The organism is Alkaliphilus serpentinus (assembly GCF_009017255.1).
GTDB lineage: Bacteria > Bacillota > Clostridia > Peptostreptococcales > Natronincolaceae > Alkaliphilus_D > Alkaliphilus_D serpentinus.
The window spans coordinates 32,699-52,030 of record NZ_WBZB01000002.1 but is presented as its reverse complement, the minus strand read 5'-3'; the positions used below and the strand labels follow the sequence as shown (position 1 = coordinate 52,030).

Sequence of the window (19,332 nt, the reverse complement as noted above, 5' to 3'; positions counted from 1 at the left end):
TAGTGGTAAGGGACAAAATTATTATTAAGGGTGCCAAGGAGCACAATTTAAAAAACATTGATTTAGAGATTCCAAGGGACAAGTTTGTTGTTTTTACCGGGCTTTCTGGCTCTGGTAAAACCTCATTGGCCTTTGATACCATTTATGCAGAGGGTCAAAGACGTTATATTGAGAGCTTGTCTGCCTATGCAAGACAGTTTCTTGGCCAAATGGAAAAACCAGATGTAGAGTATATTGAGGGATTATCACCTGCTATATCAATCGATCAAAAGACCACCAGCAAGAACCCAAGATCAACAGTGGGTACTGTTACAGAGATTTATGATTATTTAAGATTGTTATTTGCTCGAGTAGGAATTCCCCATTGTCCAGTATGTGGAGTGGAAATTACCCAGATGACTGTTGAGCAGATTGTGGATAAGATTATGGATTTCGGAGAGGGGACAAGGCTACAGCTCTTAGCACCAGTAGTACGAGGCAAAAAGGGAGAGCATGCTAAGCTTCTGGAGGATATAAAGAAGGAAGGCTATGTTCGGATTAGAATTGATGGTGAAGTGATGGAGCTCCATGACGATATTAAATTAGCAAAAACCAAGAAGCACACCATTGAAGTGGTGGTGGATAGGATTATCATTAAGGAAGGCTCCCAACAACGTTTAGCTGACTCCATTGAAACGGTATTAAAGCTTTCAGAGGGGTTGGTTTTAGTAGATGTTATAGGTGGGGAAGAAACACAATTCTCCACAAAATTTGCATGCCCAGAGCATGGTATTGGAATAGAGGATATGTCACCAAGGATGTTTTCCTTTAATAGTCCCTTTGGAGCTTGTCCAACCTGTAATGGTATAGGTCATAAAAAGGTGGTAGACCCTCAATTGGTTATTCCTGATGAAAGATTGAGTATCAGACAAGGGGCAATTTTGCCATGGGCAGGAACAAATGGTCAATCGGAAGATACCTATTACTTTAAAATGCTGGAGCAGCTAGCCAAAGAATATAAGATCAGCATCGATACTCCAGTTAAAAACTTGCCAAAGGATTTTGTGGATGAAATCCTCTATGGAACAAATGGAAAAAGGGTCACCTTTGAATATGAATCAAAGTATTCTGGTAAAAGAACCTTTTCAGCTGCTTTTGAAGGAGTTATTCCAAATCTCGAAAGACGCCATAGAGAAACCAATTCCGATTATATGCGGGAGAAAATAGAAGAATTTATGAGTGAAAGTCCCTGTCAAAGCTGTAACGGAGCCAGGTTAAAGGACGTAATATTGGCTGTTACCGTAGGAGAGAAAAATATTCACCATATTACTGAGATGTCCATAAGGGAAGTAAGGGATTTCTTTAATCAGCTAAAGCTTGATGATAGAAGTAGGATGATAGCCCATCAGATACTAAAAGAGATTAAGGAACGCTTAAGCTTCTTAGTAGATGTTGGATTGGATTATTTGACCTTATCAAGAAGTGCAGGTACCCTTTCTGGAGGAGAATCTCAACGAATACGTCTTGCCACACAAATTGGATCAAGTTTAGTGGGGGTATTATATATTCTAGATGAGCCCAGTATTGGATTACATCAGCGGGATAATGATAGACTTTTAAAAACCTTAAGGCATTTAACCGATATAGGAAATACTGTCATTGTTGTTGAACATGATGAAGATACAATGCATGAGGCTGATTATATAGTGGATATTGGTCCCTTGGCTGGAATCCATGGTGGTCAGGTGGTGGCTAAAGGAACTGTAGAGGACATCATCAATTGTAAGGACTCCATCACAGGGCAATATTTAAGTGGTGCTAGGAGAATAGAAATTCCCCAGCAAAGAAGGGAACCTAATGGAAAATGGTTAAAGATTAAGGGAGCCAAGGAGAATAATCTAAAGGATATAAATGTGTCATTACCTATGGGAGTATTTACTTGTGTTACTGGAGTTTCTGGCTCGGGAAAAAGTACTTTAATAAATGATATTTTGTATAAAAAAATAGCCCATGAGCTAAATGGAGCTAAGGCTAAGGCCGGAGCCCATAAATCAATTGAAGGATTAGAGTTTCTTGATAAGGTAATTGAAATTGATCAATCACCCATTGGAAGGACACCTAGATCAAATCCTGCCACCTATACAGGCTTGTTTGATGATATTAGAGATGTATTTGCCCAAACTCCACAGGCAAAAATGAGGGGCTACCAAAAAGGAAGATTTAGCTTCAATCTAAAGGGTGGAAGATGTGAAGCCTGTACGGGAGATGGAATTATTAAAATTGAAATGCACTTCTTGCCAGACGTATATGTTCCATGTGAGGTATGTAAGGGGAAAAGGTACAATAGGGAAACCTTAGAAATCAAATATAAAGGCAAGACCATTGCCGATGTCCTCGATATGAATGTTGAAGAGGCCTTAGATTTCTTTGAAAATATTCCAAAGATCAAAAGAAGATTAGAAACTTTATTTGAAGTAGGATTAGGATATATAAAATTAGGTCAACCCTCCACCCAACTATCTGGAGGAGAAGCCCAAAGAATAAAACTGGCAACAGAGTTAAGTAAGCGCAGTACTGGTAAAACCCTATATATTTTAGATGAACCTACGACGGGCTTACATTTTGCTGATGTCCATAAGTTGATTAATGTACTGCAAAGATTGGTTGATACAGGCAATACAGTGCTGGTTATAGAGCATAATCTTGATGTTATAAAAACTGCAGACCATATAGTTGACCTTGGCCCAGAAGGAGGCATCAATGGTGGGGAGATTGTGGCAGAAGGGACACCTGAAGCTGTAGCTGCTATTAAAAAATCCTATACTGGGCAATTCCTAAAAAGAATTCTTATCTCTGAATTAAATGAGCATAAAATCCTATAGAAATTTCTTCTGTATAGAGATAAAATAATTCTAAGACTATTTTCATGGGGGGGATTCTAATGCTTTCGAAATATCTCCAAGAGGGAGAACGAATCAAATTAGAAATAGATGTTATCCCACCTTTCCTATCCTTTTGGGGTAGGGTATATAAGATTGAAAAAAAACTATTTATTGTAGAGATATCGGGCCAATATATTCAAAAAGAGCCTAGAAAAGTAAAGTGCACCCTTCCTACCGAGCAAAAGGTATGTATATTTGATACCATTATCCATGGTAGTCAAAAAAACATGCTGATTATTGAAATGCCTAATAACAATAAGGTGCAAGTCCTTCAGAGAAGAAGATATATCAGAGTACCTATTGATATAGGAGTTCAATGCTTTATATTAGGGATCAATGATCAAAAAATAGAAACCAATAAATATATATCTGCCATTGCTAAAGACATTAGTGGAGGAGGGGTATTGATCAACAGCAGTGTTTCTCTTCCCATTGGAACGGTGGTAGTCTTTGAAATTAACTTGGATGGAATATCCTTGATATTGACTGCAAAGGTTTTAAGAAATGAGGAGAATCAAACCGATGCAACAAGGGATATGGGATGTGAGTTTATCGGCTTAGACGATAGCAATTTAATGCAGTTAATAAACTTTGCCTCTAAACAACAATTAAAAAATAAACGAAGGTAGCATAGATTGTATATGCTACCTTTTTTAATGTTTTTGTAACATATAGAGGATGTTGTTGATTTATGTGGAAAATTAATATACTGTAGTTCTTAAGTTATGAGCAAAAGGGTGTATATTTTATTTTTTATCCTAGGATTAACTATAATCACCATGATAGCTTGTATCTATAAAGATATGATAAAATAGTAATAGAGACAAATTACTCCATAAACTATTAGGTACCCATCTAAAGGGTAGAGAATAAATATAGCTGCTATTGACTAAAAAGAGGAAGGATGGCACTTTGGATGTTTGATATACAACAAAACCTAAAGCTTTTACCCGATGCACCTGGGGTATATTTAATGAAAAATAAAGATGATAAGGTAATCTATGTGGGAAAAGCCATTTCTCTAAAAAATAGAGTGCGCCAATACTTTCAATCCTCTAAAAATCATCCCTCTAAGGTACAGGCAATGGTTGAAAACATCAATCACTTTGAATATATCGTTACCGACTCAGAGCTAGAGGCGTTAATTTTAGAATGTAACCTAATTAAAAAATATTTGCCTAAATATAATGTCCTATTAAGGGACGACAAAAGCTACCCCTATATTAAGGTAACCACCTCGGAGGACTATCCTAGGGTAATGAAGGCCAGAGGCATAAAGAAGGACGGTAATCGATATTTTGGCCCCTATACCAGTGGTGGAGCCTTTAAAGAAACCCTTGAGATAATCCATCGGTTATATCCAATTAGAACCTGTAGCAAAAATATTGAAAGATTGATCACAAGAAAAGAACGACCTTGCTTAAATTATCACATTAAAAAGTGTATTGGCCCTTGCACTGGAGGGGTTACAAAAGAAGCATATAACCACATGATAGAAGAGATTATTATGCTGTTAAGTAATAAGCATAATGAGCTAAAAGATAAATTAGAGGAAAAAATGAAGGAGGCTGCAAAGGCCTTAAATTATGAAGGGGCTGCCCTTTATCGAGACCAGCTGCGGGCCCTAGACCATACCTTGGAAAAACAGAAGATTATCACAACCAACAATGTAGATCAAGATGTAATTGCTATTGAGATGGGTGAAGAGGTTGCAATTATTGAGGTCTTCATAATTAGGGAAGGGAAGCTCATCCATAGAGAGAACTTCACTATTGATATTGGTCATCAAGAGGGCAGAGGAGAGGTTTTAGCGGCCTTTATAAAGCAGTATTATGATAATGCCTCCTTTATCCCCAAGGAGATTTTGGTTGAGGAGCAACTGGAGGAAGAGTTGGTTTTAGAGGAATGGTTAAGCAATAAAAGGAGTACCAAGGTAAGTCTTCGAGCTCCCCAAAGGGGAGACAAGCGAAGATTGTTGGAGATGGTCAAGAAGAATGCAGCTATTTCCATGGAACAACGACAAAAACTGGAAAATCCAGTTGACCACAATCTACTGTTGGAGGAGCTGAAGGAGCTATTAGATTTAGATAATCTCCCAGATAGAATAGAGGCATATGATATTTCCAATACTACTGGATTGCAATCTGTAGGCTCTATGATTGTATTTCAGTCAGGTAAACCCAAGAATAAGGATTATAGAAGGTTTAAAATAAAAACCATAGAAGGCCCCAATGATTATGGTAGCTTAGAGGAAATCATACAGCGAAGGTTTAAAAGGGGAATGGAAGAAACCCAACTGGTTATAGAAGGGAAGCTCTCTATTAATGATGGAAAGTTTAGTGTATTTCCAGACCTAATACTGGTTGATGGTGGTTTTGGGCAGGTTTCCAGTGTTGAAAAGGCTTTAAGGGATTTGCATGTCGAGATACCCGTTTGTGGCATGATTAAGGATGATAAGCATAAAACAAGGGGTTTGGCCTATTGTGGAGAAGAGATTATTCTAGACAAACAAAGCAGTCTTTTTAGATTGATCTATAAGATTCAAGAAGAGGTCCATCGTTTTGCGATATCCTACCATAAAACCCTAAGGAAGAATGAGATGTTGAAGTCGGATTTAGATGAGATAAAGGGGATTGGTAAAGCAAGGAAAATAGATTTGTTCCATAGGTTTGGTAGTATAGCCAATATCAAAAAAGCATCCATCCATGAGCTTATGGAGGTAAAGGGTATTAATCAGACTATTGCGGAAGAAATTAAACAGCATTTAAACAAAAATGATGATTAATTTTTATTTCATCAGACTTATCATTAGTCAATCACGTATATTTATATAAGAGTGATATGTTTGTGGTAGATAAACTACTAAGCTTAATAGTGAATGATAATTTTTGCTACAACATAGTTTCTAATGAATAGTGGTATGTTAAATGAAAGGGTGGTTAGATGAAAAAAAGATTAACTCTATCTCAGACGGATAAAAAAATATCTGGAGTATGTGGTGGAATTGCTGAATATTTAGAGATTGACTCTACTGTGGTTCGATTGGTCTATATAGCAGTTACTGTATTCGGCACTGCAGTAATCGGTGGAGTAATAGCTTACTTTATCGCAGCAGCTGTTATGCCCAAATACTAATGATAAGAAGCTATAATGGGGGTACCCTCCATATAGCTTCTTGTAACATTAAGTCAGACAATGAGTAATGAGGCACCAGATTATAGTTGAGAGATTATAGATTATAGATAACTAAGAATGCAATTGTCAAGTGATTTAGAAGCACTGATAAGGAAAAAACTATGAAAATTACATGCAATTTTCTACATCAATTCAACATTCAACATTTAACATTCAACATTAGTCTTTTTGTTAATCAATTTATTATTTACTTAGGAGGTCCATTATGAAGTCCATTACAGTAAGACAAATGGTAGAAGAGCTGCAACTGGAGGAAATCAATAACCCTTCAAATCAAATCAATATCACTACGATGCAGATTAATCGTCCGGGGATACAGTTGACTGGATTCTTCGATTATTTTGGATATGAGAGGATTCAAGTGATCGGTAAAGTGGAACACCAGTATCTTAGTCAGTTGGATAGCAATCTAAGGGCTGAAAGGCTAGACAAGCTCTTTTCCTATGAAATACCCTGCCTAATAATCAGTAGAGACCTCGAGGTTTTTGATGAAATGCTGGAAGCGGCTAATAAGCATCAAAGGAAGCTATTGCGGAGCCACAGAAATACTACAAAGCTTATAAGCAATCTCATAAACTATCTAGAGATCAAACTAGCTCCCATAGTGACCCTACATGGGGTATTAATGGATGTTTATGGGGTTGGGGTCTTCATAACAGGTAAGAGTGGTATTGGAAAAAGCGAGACGGCAGTTGAGCTCATCAAAAGAGGTCATTTACTTGTGGCTGATGATTCTGTGGAGGTTAAAAGAATTGGTCAAGACTTCTTGATAGGTTCAGCACCAGAAATTATAAGATATATGATGGAGGTAAGGGGCATTGGTCTAATGGATGTACGAAGTCTTTATGGTGTTAGTGCCATAAAGGAAAGCACCCATATAAGCTTAATCATCCAATTGGAAGAATGGGATCAAGATAAGGATTATGATAGATTGGGTCTTGATGATAATTATAGAGAAATTCTTGGAATGAAGGTGGAGGAGGTTACCATCCCGGTGAAGCCAGCTAGAAACATCGCTCTACTAATAGAGGTGGCAGCCAGAAATCATCGCCAAAAATCCATGGGCTATCATGCTGCTAGAGAATTCGAGGAAAGACTCATGAATAACCTGATGAGGGATAAATAATAAATAAGAGACTCCCTAACAATTCTTGGTGATACAAAGGATGGTTGGGGAGAATTTTTATTAACTTAAAATTTGTAGGTATAAAAAAAGATAAAAGTTTAGTAACGATTCTAAAAAATCAGACAATATTGTTAATATTTTAATAACCAAATCATCTACGATGTTGTGACTTTTTAAAATTTTTTCTTGTATAAATATTATATATAATATATAATGAAAGCAAGAAGTTCCAATGTTGTAGCCAGATATATAGTATAAATATTCTGACAATGATTAACACAAAATAGAGCACTTCTAGTTTTGATGCTCTTTTATTTTCATATAATAACGTTAAAATTTTAACCACACATTTTAAAGGAGGAACATTATGGCCAGGAATTTGTTTACAGAAGAAAATTTTCAAAGGCTTAATGAGGTTATTGAAGCTAATCGACAGAAGCAAGGAGCTTTAATGCCTATACTACATGAAGCCCAGAAGATTTTTGGATGTGTACCGATGGAGGTACAAAAGATCATTGCGGAAAAATTATTGATCCCTTTAAGTGAAATCTATGGAGTAGTTACCTTCTATTCACAATTTACACTAGAACCAAGGGGAGAATATGTAGTAGGAGTTTGTATGGGTACAGCCTGTTATGTAAGGGGAGCCCAGCCCATATTGGATAAAATAAGTCAGCTAACAAATACAAAAGTAGGTAAAACCTCAGAGGATGGAAAATTTACTTTAGAAGCAACAAGATGTATCGGGGCCTGTGGATTAGCTCCTGTAATAACTGTCAATGAAGACGTATATGGACGACTAGAACTAAAGGATATACCGGGAATTATAGAAAAATACTAGTATAGGGGAGGTATTGAAATGAAATCTATTCAAGAACTGGAAAAAATCCGGCAAGCAGCCCTCGAAAAGGTTAATTTAAGGACTGATAGAAAGGGAACAAGAATAGTGGTTGGAATGGCCACCTGTGGTATATCAGCAGGAGCTAGACCTGTTTTAATGGCCCTTTTAGAGGAAGCTCAAAAACGAAATCTAGAGGATGTAATTATTACCCAAACGGGATGTATAGGTGTATGTAGGTTAGAACCTATCATAGAAGTTTATAAGGAAGGCGAAGGAAAGACGACCTATGTTGAAATGACAGCAGATAAGGCTAAAAAAGTCATCGCAGATCATATTGTAAATGGTAAAGTGGTGGATGAATATACTATTGGAGCTTATGAGGATAAGGGGGTTAAATAATGGAATTATTCAGATCCCACGTGTTAGTGTGTGGAGGAACAGGATGTACTTCTTCTGGATGTCAGAAGATTATTGATAAAATGGATACGGAGCTGAAAAAGCACCAGTTAGAGACGGAAGTAAAGGTTATAAAGACTGGATGCTTTGGATTATGTGAGGCGGGGCCAATTGTAATCGTATACCCAGAGGGAGCCTTCTACAGCAGAATTGAAGAAAAAGATGTAGAACGAATTGTAGAAGAGCATCTACTAAAGGGAAGAATTGTAACTAGTTTACTCTTTAAGGATGCTGTTGAAGAGGGTAAGGTTAAGTCGATAGATGAAGTAGGCTTTTACCAAAAGCAGCAAAGAGTAGCTTTAAGAAATTGTGGAGTTATAAACCCTGAGGAAATAGATGAATACATTGCCTTTGATGGCTACAAAGCCTTAGCAAAGGTATTAACAGAAATGACCCCTGAAGAAGTAATTGATGTTATGAAAAAATCTGGTTTAAGGGGTAGAGGCGGCGGAGGCTTCCCCAGCGGATTGAAGTGGGAGTTTACAGCTAAGGCTACCGGCGATCAAAAATACGTTGCTTGTAATGCCGACGAGGGAGACCCAGGGGCTTTTATGGATCGTTCTGTACTTGAGGGAGACCCCCATGCCATCATAGAAGCCATGGCTATAGCTGGATATGCAGTTGGGGCAGATATGGGTTATGTATACATTAGAGCAGAGTATCCAATAGCCGTTAAACGTCTTCAAATTGCCATAGAAGCAGCAAAAGAATATGGGCTTTTAGGAAAAAACATTTTCGGAACAGATTTTAATTTTGACTTGGAGATCCGTTTAGGAGCAGGAGCCTTTGTTTGTGGTGAGGAAACTGCCTTAATCAATTCAATAGAAGGTAAGAGGGGAATGCCAAGACCTAGACCACCATTCCCAGCCCATAAGGGAATATGGAATAAGCCAACCCTTCTAAATAACGTAGAGACCTATGCAAACGTCCCTCAGATTATGTTAAAGGGAGCAGACTGGTTTGCAGGTATCGGAACAGAAAAGTCTAAGGGTACAAAGGTTTTTGCCCTTGGCGGAAAAATCAATAATACCGGTTTATTGGAAATACCTATGGGAACAACCCTAAGGGAAGTAATTTATGAGGTTGGCGGAGGAATCCCCAATGGAAAGGCCTTTAAAGCCGTTCAAACGGGAGGGCCCTCGGGAGGATGTATCCCAGCAGCACACCTTGATACTCCAATAGACTATGATAATCTAATTGCCTTAGGTTCAATGATGGGTTCCGGTGGAATGATTGTAATGGATGAAGACAACTGTATGGTGGATATCGCAAGATTCTTCTTAGACTTTACGGTAGATGAATCCTGTGGTAAGTGTGCTCCCTGTAGAATAGGAACAAAGAGAATGCTGGAGCTTTTAGACAAAATCATCGAAGGTAAGGGTGAAATAGAGGATATTGGAAGGCTAGAGGACTTGGCCAATACCATCAAGTCTGCATCCCTATGTGGATTGGGACAAACTGCTCCAAACCCTGTATTATCAACTTTACACTATTTTAAGCATGAATATGAAGCCCATATCATAGACAAGAAATGTCCTGCTGGAGTATGTCAAGCTTTATTATCCTACACAATTACGGATGCATGTAAAGGATGTACATTATGTAAAAAAGCTTGTCCAGTTGATGCCATCATCGGAGAGAAGAAGGAACTCCATAGAATTGATGAAGCAAAGTGTATTAAGTGTGGAGCTTGCCTAGATAAATGTCCATTCAAGGCGATTGTAATATAGTCTATATCGAAAGGAGTAAACACTAATGGAAAAAGTATCCTTGACCATTGATGGTATAAAAGTAGAAGTACCAAGTAATTTTACTGTCCTGGAAGCAGCTAGAAAGGTAGGCGTTGAAATACCTTCCCTATGTTTTCTGAAGGGAATCAATGAAGTTGGTGCCTGTAGAGTGTGTATGGTGGAGGTAGAGGGCTATAGAAATATTCAAGCATCCTGTGTTCTACCTGTTGCTGAAGGGATGTCTGTAAAAACAAATACTAAAAAACTAAGGGATGTTAGAAAGTCCACCCTTCAATTAATCTTATCAAACCATAATAGAGAATGCTTAACCTGTTCAAGAAATAGAAACTGTGAGCTACAGAAGCTAACAGAGGAATTAAATATAGATGCTATCCCTTTTGAAGGTGAAAAAACTCAGCCAGTGATTGATGATTTATCACCATCAATCGTAAGGGACAACAGTAAGTGCATACTATGTGGAAGATGCGTTAGCACCTGTAAAAATGTGCAAAAAATTGGAATTCTTGAATTTACCAATAGAGGCTTTAATACTGAAGTCGCCCCTGCCTTTAATAAATCAATGGGGGATACAGCCTGTATATTCTGTGGACAGTGTGTTGTAGCCTGTCCAGTGGCAGCCTTAAAGGAAAAGGAAGACATTGACAGGGTATGGGATGCCTTGGAAAACCCAGATACCCATGTGGTTGTACAAACGGCCCCTGCAGTTAGAGCAGCCCTTGGCGAAGAAATGGGATTACCCATAGGTACAAGGGTAACCGGCAAGATGGTGGCAGCCCTTAAACGTTTAGGCTTCCATAAGGTGTTTGATACAAACTTTGCAGCCGATGTAACCATAATGGAGGAAGGCCATGAAATGCTTGATAGAATTCAGAACAATGGGGTTCTTCCTATGATCACCTCTTGTTCTCCTGGTTGGGTAAGATTCTGTGAGTTTAATTATCCTGAATTTTTACCAAATCTATCGACTTGTAAATCTCCTCAACAAATGAATGGCGCATTAATTAAATCCTATTATGCTGAAAGACAAAAAATTGACCCTAAAAAGATTTTTGTTGTATCAGTGATGCCATGTACCTCTAAGAAGAATGAAGCTGCCAGACCAGAATTGGCTGTTGATGGGTTAAGGGATGTAGATGCCGTTATAACCACTAGAGAAATGGCTAAGATGATTAAGCAAGCTAGGATAGACTTTCATAAGCTTCCGGATGAGCGGTTTGACCACGAGCTTAGTGGCTATGCTGGAGCAGGAGTGATTTTTGGTGCCACAGGAGGAGTTATGGAGGCGGCATTAAGGACAGTGGCAGATATTCTAGAGGATAAAGAGCTTGCTAAAATTGACTATACAGAAATAAGAGGAACAGAAGGAATTAGAGAGGCTGAACTGGTTCTTGGTGGGAAGACTATTAAAATAGCCATTGCCCATGGTACTGCCAATGCCAGTAGACTATTAGACATGATTAAGTCAGGTGAAAAGGAATATGATTTCATCGAAGTAATGGGCTGCAGCGGTGGTTGTGTAACGGGGGGAGGTCAACCCCATGTAGCTGCTAAGGATAAAATAGACATTGACCTAAGGGTGGAACGGGCAAAGGCTTTATATGAAGAGGATCAAACCATGAAGGAACGTAAATCCCACAAGAATAAAGCTGTGCTGGAGTTATATGAAAACTTCCTATTAAAGCCCAACAGTCATCTTGCCCATAAGCTTCTTCACACCCATTATACAGTTAGAGATAAATACTAATTAAGAGATATAAGATTTTCTGAAGGATGGATTAGGATTCATCAAGAGGAAAGGATTTAAAGAACTGAATATAGGTAACTGATTGTGAAGTATAACTGAGCAAAAGGTGAGAAGGATTAGTGAAATATTGGAGCCCTCCTACTTTTTGAGGGCTCCTTTTACTTCTTACCAAAGGATTATTCAACAAGGGGAGTGTAATGGAATGGAAAAGCGTATAGGTGTTGTGGCCATCATAGTTGAAGAAAAGAGTAATATACATGAGGTTAATGATTTGTTAAGTAAATATGGAGATATCATCATCGGAAGGATGGGGGTTCCCTACAAAGAAAAGGGGGTATCCATCATATCGGTTTTAATTGATGGTACCACCGATGAAATTGGAGGTCTTACTGGCAAACTGGGAAGATTATCGGGAGTTACAGTAAAAAGTGTATTAACTAAAAAGTAGTAATATAAAGGAGGTAAAAAAATGGATACTTTAAAAATAATAAATGAAGTGAAAATTGAAAAACTTCTTCATCAAGGCAAAAACTTTAAAAGAGCAGAGATTATTGAAATTATTAATAAAGGCAGAAGGGGTAAAGGACTAAGCCTAGAGGAGGCTGCGGCATTGCTTCAGTTGGAGGATCTAGATTTGATGGAGGATTTGTACCATGCTGCTAGGGAAGTTAAAAATACCATCTATGGTAAAAGGATCGTAGTTTTTGCACCTCTATATACCAGTAATCATTGTATAAATAACTGTTTGTATTGCGGATTTAGAGTAGACAACAAGCATCTTCATAGAAAGACATTAAATATAGATGAGGTAGTGGAAGAGGCTAAAACAATAGAGGAACAGGGTCATAAAAGAATTCTAATGGTCTGTGGTGAAGATCCAAGATACACCACCATTACCCATATTGTTGAAAGCCTAAAGGCAGTATATGATCATACAGACATAAGAAGAATTAATGTAAATGCTGCACCTATGTCAGTGGAGGATTTCCGTACCTTGAAGGGGGCGGGAATAGGAACCTATCAAATATTTCAAGAAACCTATCATCGGGACACCTATCGACAAATGCATCCCTCAGGTTTAAAAAAGGATTATGACTATCGATTATTGGCCATTAACAGGGCTTTTGAAGCAGGAATAGATGATTTAGGAATTGGGGTTTTACTAGGGTTATACGATTATCGCTTTGATGTTTTGGCAACCCTTATGCATGCCCAGTATATGGATGAAACCCTTAATGTTGGTCCCCATACAGTTTCCGTTCCCAGACTAAGACCAGCCATTGACGCTGCCATTAAGGAAACTCCCTATGAAGTAACCGATGAGAACTTCAAAAAAATCATAGCCGTATACAGATTAACCCTACCCTACACTGGAATTATATTATCAACTAGGGAACCTAGTAAACTAAGGGATGAGCTCTTTGACCTAGGGGTTTCTCAGGCATCAGCGGGGTCTAAGACCAATCCTGGAGGTTATCACAATGAGGACCATGATGCCGAACAGTTTGAAACCAGCGACGAAAGAAGCTTAAAGGAGGTTCTTAAAGTAATCTGTAATCAAGGACATTTACCCAGCTTCTGTACTGCCTGCTATCGGGCTAAAAGAACTGGAGAGGTCTTTATGGGCTTAGCAAAGGAAGCAGAAATCCATGAATTCTGTCAATCTAATGCCATTCTAACCCTTAAGGAGCATTTACTGGACTTTGGAGATGAAGAATTAAAAGAAATAGGAGACCAACTGATAGAAAAGTCCCTTGAAGAGATTGAAAATGAAAATATTAAAGAGTTAACAAAAGAAAAGCTAAAGGAAACAGAAAAAGGTAAGCGGGATCTTTTCTTCTAAACAAGGTTAAGGAGGCCATCGATGACTACCCAAATTAAAAGAATTATAATTGTATGCAGTTCTACCAATCACATGCTGAAGGCAGATACTATACTGAGGGAAAGGGGTCTAGTTGTTGACCTTGTTCCAACCCCCAGTCAATATGGATCCATTTGTAGTACCTCTATTCTTTTAGAAGAAATAGACAAGAAAAGTGCAGAGGAATCTTTAGAGAATACCAATATTAAATTTTCAATACATCCATATGAAACCAGAAAACTAACAGGGTTAATGGAGGCTTTAAAAAATCAAAATATCTCAACAGCCTTCCAAGTAGTTATGAATAAGATAGAGTTGGGAATGGACCTTACCAAAGAGGATATCCTTCTTCTTCTTAAGACTGAATCCAAGAAGGAAATTGAAACTCTCTATGGGGTTGCCGACCGACTTAGAAGGGAAATTGTTGGAGATATAGTAGAGATTAGAGCGGCTATTGAGTTTTCTAACTACTGTAAAAAGAGCTGTAATTACTGTGGTATTAGAAAGGGCTGTGATCTTCCCCACCGCTATCGTATGGAGGAGGATGAGATATTGGAGGCAGTTAAGGATATTTTAAGTCTAGGGATAAAGACGGTAATACTACAGTCGGGAGAAGATGATTACTACACCACAGAAAAAATCTGTAGCATCCTCAGAAGGATTAAAAAAGAAACGAAAATGGGGATTACCCTCAGTATCGGTGAACGTAGTCGGGAAGATTACCTGAAGTTTAGAGAAGCGGGAGCTAATAATTTTCTATTGAAAATTGAAACCACCAATCAAGAGGTTTTTGAAAGAATCCATCCAGATAATGATTTTGACCAAAGACTACAATGTGCTAAATGGCTTAAGGAATTGGGTTATGTTAATGGTTCTGGCAATATGATTGGTCTACCTGGGCAAACCGTTGAGGATATAGCCGATGATATTGTTTATTATAGAGATATGGGTATTCATATGATTGGTATTGGACCCTTCATTCCTGCGCCGGGTACACCCTATGAAAATTTACCAACTGGCAGCGTGGAGATGACCTTAAAGGCCATAGCAGTAACTAGAATTGTATGTAAGAATGTATTTCTACCAGCAACCACAGCCTTGGCTTCAATTGATGCTGATGGTCAGAGGAAGGCCCTGGAGGTTGGTGCCAACACCATTATGCTAATTTCAACTCCTGATAAATATAAAAAAAGCTATCAACTATATAAAAACAAAAACATGATTGATATCCAATCAGCCATAGATGCAGTTAAAGGGGCCAATAGAAGGCTACCCAAGTATTTAAAAGTTACCAGTAAGGAGGGGATATAATGAACCAGACCCCTAGAGGAAATAGATTGCACATTGCTATATTTGGCAGAAGAAATGCAGGAAAATCTAGCCTGATTAATGCCTTGACCAATCAAGATATTGCCTTGGTATCAGAGGTGGCAGGCACCACTACGGACCCTGTTTATAAGGCCATGGAGATATTGCCAATTGGTCCTGTGCTGATCATCGATACAGCTGGCATAGATGATGAAGGGATTGTGGGTAACCTCAGAATACAGAAAACCAAGGAAGTTCTTAACAAAACTGATGTGGCCATCATTGTTACGGATCCTCAAATAGCAATAGGCAACTTCGAAGAAGAGCTTATAGCCATTATGAAGGAAAGAAAAATTCCTACGATTATTGCTGTAAATAAAATTGATTTAGTAAACACGAACGATAAAGAAATCCATTATGCAGGGTTGCCAACAATCAGCCTCAGTGCAAAATATAAAGAGGGTATTGAGGAGCTAAAGAGGCTCATAATTGATGTTGCTCCTTCTACGGCAGAAAAACCCTTATTGGATACCTTAGTTGAAAAAGGAGATATGATTGTCTTGGTAACCCCAATAGATTCTTCTGCACCGAAGGGCAGAATGATATTGCCTCAGGTGCAGGTGATCAGGGCCATATTAGATGCCGATGCCGTTATGACGGTTTGTAAGGAAACTCAGTTGGAGGAAACCTTGAGTCATCTGAAGAATGGGCCTAAATTGGTTATAACCGATTCCCAAGCCTTTAAAGAGGTAAATGAAAAGTTGCCAAAGGATATCCCCCTAACCTCCTTCTCAATTATTTATGCCAACCATAAGGGAGATCTAAAAACCTTGGTGGAGGGCACCAATGGAATAAGAAAATTACGAGATGGAGCTAAGGTTCTCATTGCAGAGGGATGCAGCCATCATAGGCAGGATGAGGATATAGGTACCGTAAAGATTCCCAAATGGTTGGAACAGATTAGTGGAAAGAAATTAGATTTCCAATGGGTTCAAGGAACTGCCTTTCCAGACAACCTAGAGGGCTTTGACCTTGTGGTCCATTGTGGGTCCTGTATGCAAAATCGCAAAGAGATGCTTTATAGAATTGGGGTGGCAGAAAGAGCTGGTGTACCTATAGTCAACTATGGAGTGTTGATATCCTATGTAAATGGTATCCTTGACAGAACAATTGCACCTTTTTTAAAAAAAGGTTGATAAGACAGATTAGATATTTAAATATAAATGCTAAATAGGATTTAGTAAATCCCAAAGGTAGGAAAACATCACTACATTTGGGGTTTTTTTATGAAAAAGATTCTCAACAGTAAATAAGAAGATTGTTTATTTGTAGTGTTTTTACAATTTCAAATTAGAAATCTCGATTAATGATAAATATTTATCAAAGATTCTGAAAAATATGATTATTTTATCCCTTTTATTTAAAGAAAATTCCTTTTAATGGAGGGAAAACTACTAAAAGGAATTTAATCTGATAAACAAGAAAAGAAGAAAATCCTTCAAAAGTGCTGAAAACAAAAGAATCATTAAAGACTGAAAGACACTTCCATAAGATATCTTATGGATTTTTTAATTATTACACAAAATGGTTATAAATTTAACGTCGCTATTAAATGATATAATGATTGTTGATAGAATAATGAGATTATTGTATCAATTCATTTTACTAGGATAAGTTTGAAATTGATATAAAGCAAGGAGGAGTTTTATGGCTAAGAATTTGTTTACTGAAGAGAACTTTAGCAGACTTGATGAAGTGATTGCTGCCAACAAAGAAACTAAGGGAGCCCTTATGCCTGTACTTCATGAAGCTCAGAGGATTTTTGGATGTATACCCCTTGAGGTTCAAAAAGTGATATCAGAGTCGCTAAAAATCCCTATAAGTGAAATCTATGGTGTAGTAACCTTCTATTCACAATTTACCCTAGAGCCTAGGGGGGAGTTTGTTATTGGAGTATGCATGGGTACAGCCTGTTATGTGAGGGGAGCCCAACCAATATTGGATAAAATTAGCCAATTAACCAATACCAAGGTTGGCAAAACCTCGGAGGATGGAAAATTTACATTAGAGGCTACAAGATGTATAGGTGCTTGTGGCTTGGCACCTGTTATAACTGTTAATGAAGATGTATACGGACGATTAGAGCTTAAAGATATACCCGCAATCATTGAGAAATATTAAAAGGAGGGAAGGATAGATATGAAGTCTATTCAAGATCTTGATAGAATTCGTCAAAAATCCCTGGAAAAGGTGAATTTGAGAAGGAATGTAGAGGATGCAAATGTAGAAGCTGAAGCCTCCGGTGAGGGGTTAACAGATGGAAAACCTAAGGATGTGTTGGTATGTGGAGGAACAGGATGTACTTCCTCAGGATGCCAAAAAATTATCAATAAAATGGAAATTCAGCTTGAAAAACACCAATTGAAAAAGGAAGTTAAGCTTATAAAAACAGGATGTTTTGGACTATGTGAAGCTGGACCCATTGTAATAGTCCACCCAGAGGGAGCCTTCTATAGTAGAATTAAAGAGAAGGATGTAGAGGAAATAGTAGAGGAGCACCTATTAAAGGGAAAGGTAGTAACCCACCTATTATTTAAGGGAGCCATAGATGGGGATCAAGTAAAGCCCATCGATGAAGTGGACTTTTACAAAAAGCAGCAAAGGGTGGCTTTAAGAAACTGTGGATTAATTAGCCCAGAGGATATAGAAGAATATATTGCCTTTGATGGCTATAAGGCCCTTTCCAAGGTATTGACAGAAATGACTCCAGAAGAAGCAATCGATGAAGTAAAAAAATCAGGCCTTAGAGGTAGGGGTGGCGGTGGATTTCCTACTGGATTAAAGTGGGAGTTTACAGCTAAGGCAGAGGGGGACCAGAAATATGTAGCCTGTAATGCAGATGAGGGAGATCCAGGAGCCTTTATGGACCGTTCAGTGTTGGAGGGGGATCCCCATGCTATTGTTGAAGCCATGGCTATAGCAGGCTATGCAGTAGGCGCTGATATGGGTTACGTATATATTAGAGCAGAATATCCAATTGCTGTAGCCCGGCTGCAAATAGCAATAGAGGATGCAAGAAAATTTGGTCTTTTAGGTAAATCTATTTTTGGAACAGATTTTAATTTTGATATGGAGATACGATTGGGGGCAGGAGCTTTTGTATGTGGAGAGGAAACGGCCCTTATTAATTCAATTGAAGGAAAAAGAGGGATGCCAAGACCAAGACCGCCATTCCCTGCCCATAAGGGAATTTGGGATAAGCCAACCCTATTAAATAACGTAGAAACCTATGCAAATATCCCTCAGATAATTTTAAATGGGGCGGAATGGTATTCAAGTATCGGAACCGAGAAATCTAAAGGAACAAAGGTTTTTGCCCTAGGAGGAAAGATTAATAATACTGGCTTACTGGAAATCCCAATGGGAACAACCCTAAGGGAGGTTATATATGAAGTAGGGGGAGGAATTCCCAATGGTAAGGCCTTTAAGGCTGTTCAAACTGGTGGCCCCTCTGGTGGATGTATTCCTGCAGACCATCTTGATGCAGCCATTGATTACGATAACTTAATCTCCCTGGGGTCTATGATGGGGTCCGGTGGAATGATTGTAATGGACGAAGATAACTGCATGGTGGATATCGCTAGATTCTTCTTGGATTTTACTGTAGATGAATCCTGTGGTAAATGTACACCCTGTCGTGAGGGTACAAAGAGGATGCTAGAAATCCTTGAGAGAATTACTGAAGGCGAAGGAGAAGAAGCTGACTTAAACAAGCTGGAATCCTTAGCTAAAACCATCAAGAATACGTCATTATGTGGTTTAGGGCAAACGGCACCTAACCCGGTATTATCTACCCTTCACTATTTTAGACATGAATACGAAGCCCATGTTAAAGATAAAAAGTGCCCCGCTGGAGTTTGTCAAGGCTTATTACAATACCTTGTAATTCCAGAGGCATGTAAGAAATGCGGAATCTGTGCTAATAAGTGTCCCGTTAACTGTATTGATGGAGTTAAAGGTAAAGAAGTATATGTTATTAGACAAGCTGATTGTATAAAGTGTGGAGCTTGTATGGCAGCCTGTCCCTTCAAGGCCATTAAAAAGGGTTAAGGCTTTAACGTAATCTTTA

At 38.4% G+C, this 19,332-nt stretch carries 15 protein-coding genes; all 15 read left to right on the top strand.

The genetic code is table 11. The annotated features are described in order from the left end of the window. Positions 1-2 precede the first annotated feature (2 nt). The 15 genes from uvrA to nuoF (F8153_RS00290) all read left to right on the top strand — a co-directional run bounded on the left by uvrA (position 3) and on the right by nuoF (F8153_RS00290) (position 19,313). Positions 3-2,861, top strand: a complete 2,859-nt coding sequence (gene uvrA / locus F8153_RS00360; protein WP_151864357.1) for an excinuclease ABC subunit UvrA — start codon at positions 3-5, stop codon at positions 2,859-2,861. 59 nt (positions 2,862-2,920) lie between these two features. Further along, positions 2,921-3,550 carry a flagellar brake protein gene (locus tag F8153_RS00355; RefSeq protein WP_192929581.1) on the top strand — a complete coding sequence of 210 codons (630 nt, stop codon included), beginning with the start codon at positions 2,921-2,923 and terminating at the stop codon, positions 3,548-3,550. A 287-nt stretch (positions 3,551-3,837) separates the two neighbouring features. Further along, complete coding sequence (gene uvrC, locus F8153_RS00350) at positions 3,838-5,706, top strand: excinuclease ABC subunit UvrC (protein ID WP_151864355.1); 1,869 nt, start codon at positions 3,838-3,840, stop codon at positions 5,704-5,706. A gap of 158 nt (positions 5,707-5,864) precedes the next feature. Then, on the top strand, positions 5,865-6,056 hold the full coding sequence (locus F8153_RS00345) for a PspC domain-containing protein (RefSeq protein WP_151864354.1): 192 nt from the start codon (positions 5,865-5,867) through the stop codon (positions 6,054-6,056). Positions 6,057-6,321: 265 nt separating this feature from the next. Next, positions 6,322-7,242, top strand: a complete 921-nt coding sequence (gene hprK, locus F8153_RS00340) for an HPr(Ser) kinase/phosphatase (protein WP_151864353.1) — start codon at positions 6,322-6,324, stop codon at positions 7,240-7,242. A gap of 367 nt (positions 7,243-7,609) precedes the next feature. After that, positions 7,610-8,083, top strand: a complete 474-nt coding sequence (locus tag F8153_RS00335; RefSeq protein WP_151864352.1) for an NADH-quinone oxidoreductase subunit NuoE family protein — start codon at positions 7,610-7,612, stop codon at positions 8,081-8,083. An 18-nt stretch (positions 8,084-8,101) separates the two neighbouring features. Continuing rightward, a complete protein-coding gene (locus tag F8153_RS00330; RefSeq protein WP_151864351.1) occupies positions 8,102-8,482 on the top strand; it encodes a (2Fe-2S) ferredoxin domain-containing protein in 381 nt (126 codons plus the stop codon). Beyond that, positions 8,482-10,269: an NADH-quinone oxidoreductase subunit NuoF gene (gene nuoF / locus F8153_RS00325; RefSeq protein WP_151864350.1), complete on the top strand. Its 1,788-nt coding sequence runs from the start codon at positions 8,482-8,484 to the stop codon at positions 10,267-10,269. The genes F8153_RS00330 and nuoF (F8153_RS00325) overlap by 1 nt, the downstream gene beginning before the upstream one ends. 25 nt (positions 10,270-10,294) lie before the next feature. Continuing rightward, a complete protein-coding gene (locus F8153_RS00320) occupies positions 10,295-12,034 on the top strand; it encodes an NADH-dependent [FeFe] hydrogenase, group A6 (protein ID WP_151864349.1) in 1,740 nt (579 codons plus the stop codon). A 202-nt stretch (positions 12,035-12,236) separates the two neighbouring features. Beyond that, complete coding sequence (locus tag F8153_RS00315) at positions 12,237-12,482, top strand: TM1266 family iron-only hydrogenase system putative regulator (protein WP_151864348.1); 246 nt, start codon at positions 12,237-12,239, stop codon at positions 12,480-12,482. Positions 12,483-12,503: 21 nt separating this feature from the next. Continuing rightward, positions 12,504-13,877, top strand: coding sequence for a [FeFe] hydrogenase H-cluster radical SAM maturase HydG (gene hydG, locus F8153_RS00310; RefSeq protein WP_151864347.1), 1,374 nt, complete (start codon positions 12,504-12,506; stop codon positions 13,875-13,877). 21 nt (positions 13,878-13,898) lie between these two features. Beyond that, the gene (gene hydE, locus F8153_RS00305) at positions 13,899-15,206 is read left to right on the top strand and encodes a [FeFe] hydrogenase H-cluster radical SAM maturase HydE (protein ID WP_192929580.1); all 1,308 of its coding nucleotides are present in this window, start codon (positions 13,899-13,901) and stop codon (positions 15,204-15,206) included. Then, the gene (hydF, locus tag F8153_RS00300; RefSeq protein ID WP_151864346.1) at positions 15,206-16,399 is read left to right on the top strand and encodes a [FeFe] hydrogenase H-cluster maturation GTPase HydF; all 1,194 of its coding nucleotides are present in this window, start codon (positions 15,206-15,208) and stop codon (positions 16,397-16,399) included. The genes hydE and hydF overlap by 1 nt, the downstream gene beginning before the upstream one ends. 511 nt (positions 16,400-16,910) lie before the next feature. Then, positions 16,911-17,384 carry an NADH-quinone oxidoreductase subunit NuoE family protein gene (locus F8153_RS00295; RefSeq protein ID WP_151864345.1) on the top strand — a complete coding sequence of 158 codons (474 nt, stop codon included), beginning with the start codon at positions 16,911-16,913 and terminating at the stop codon, positions 17,382-17,384. Positions 17,385-17,402: 18 nt separating this feature from the next. Then, positions 17,403-19,313 carry an NADH-quinone oxidoreductase subunit NuoF gene (gene nuoF, locus F8153_RS00290; protein WP_151864344.1) on the top strand — a complete coding sequence of 637 codons (1,911 nt, stop codon included), beginning with the start codon at positions 17,403-17,405 and terminating at the stop codon, positions 19,311-19,313. Positions 19,314-19,332: the final 19 nt, after the last annotated feature.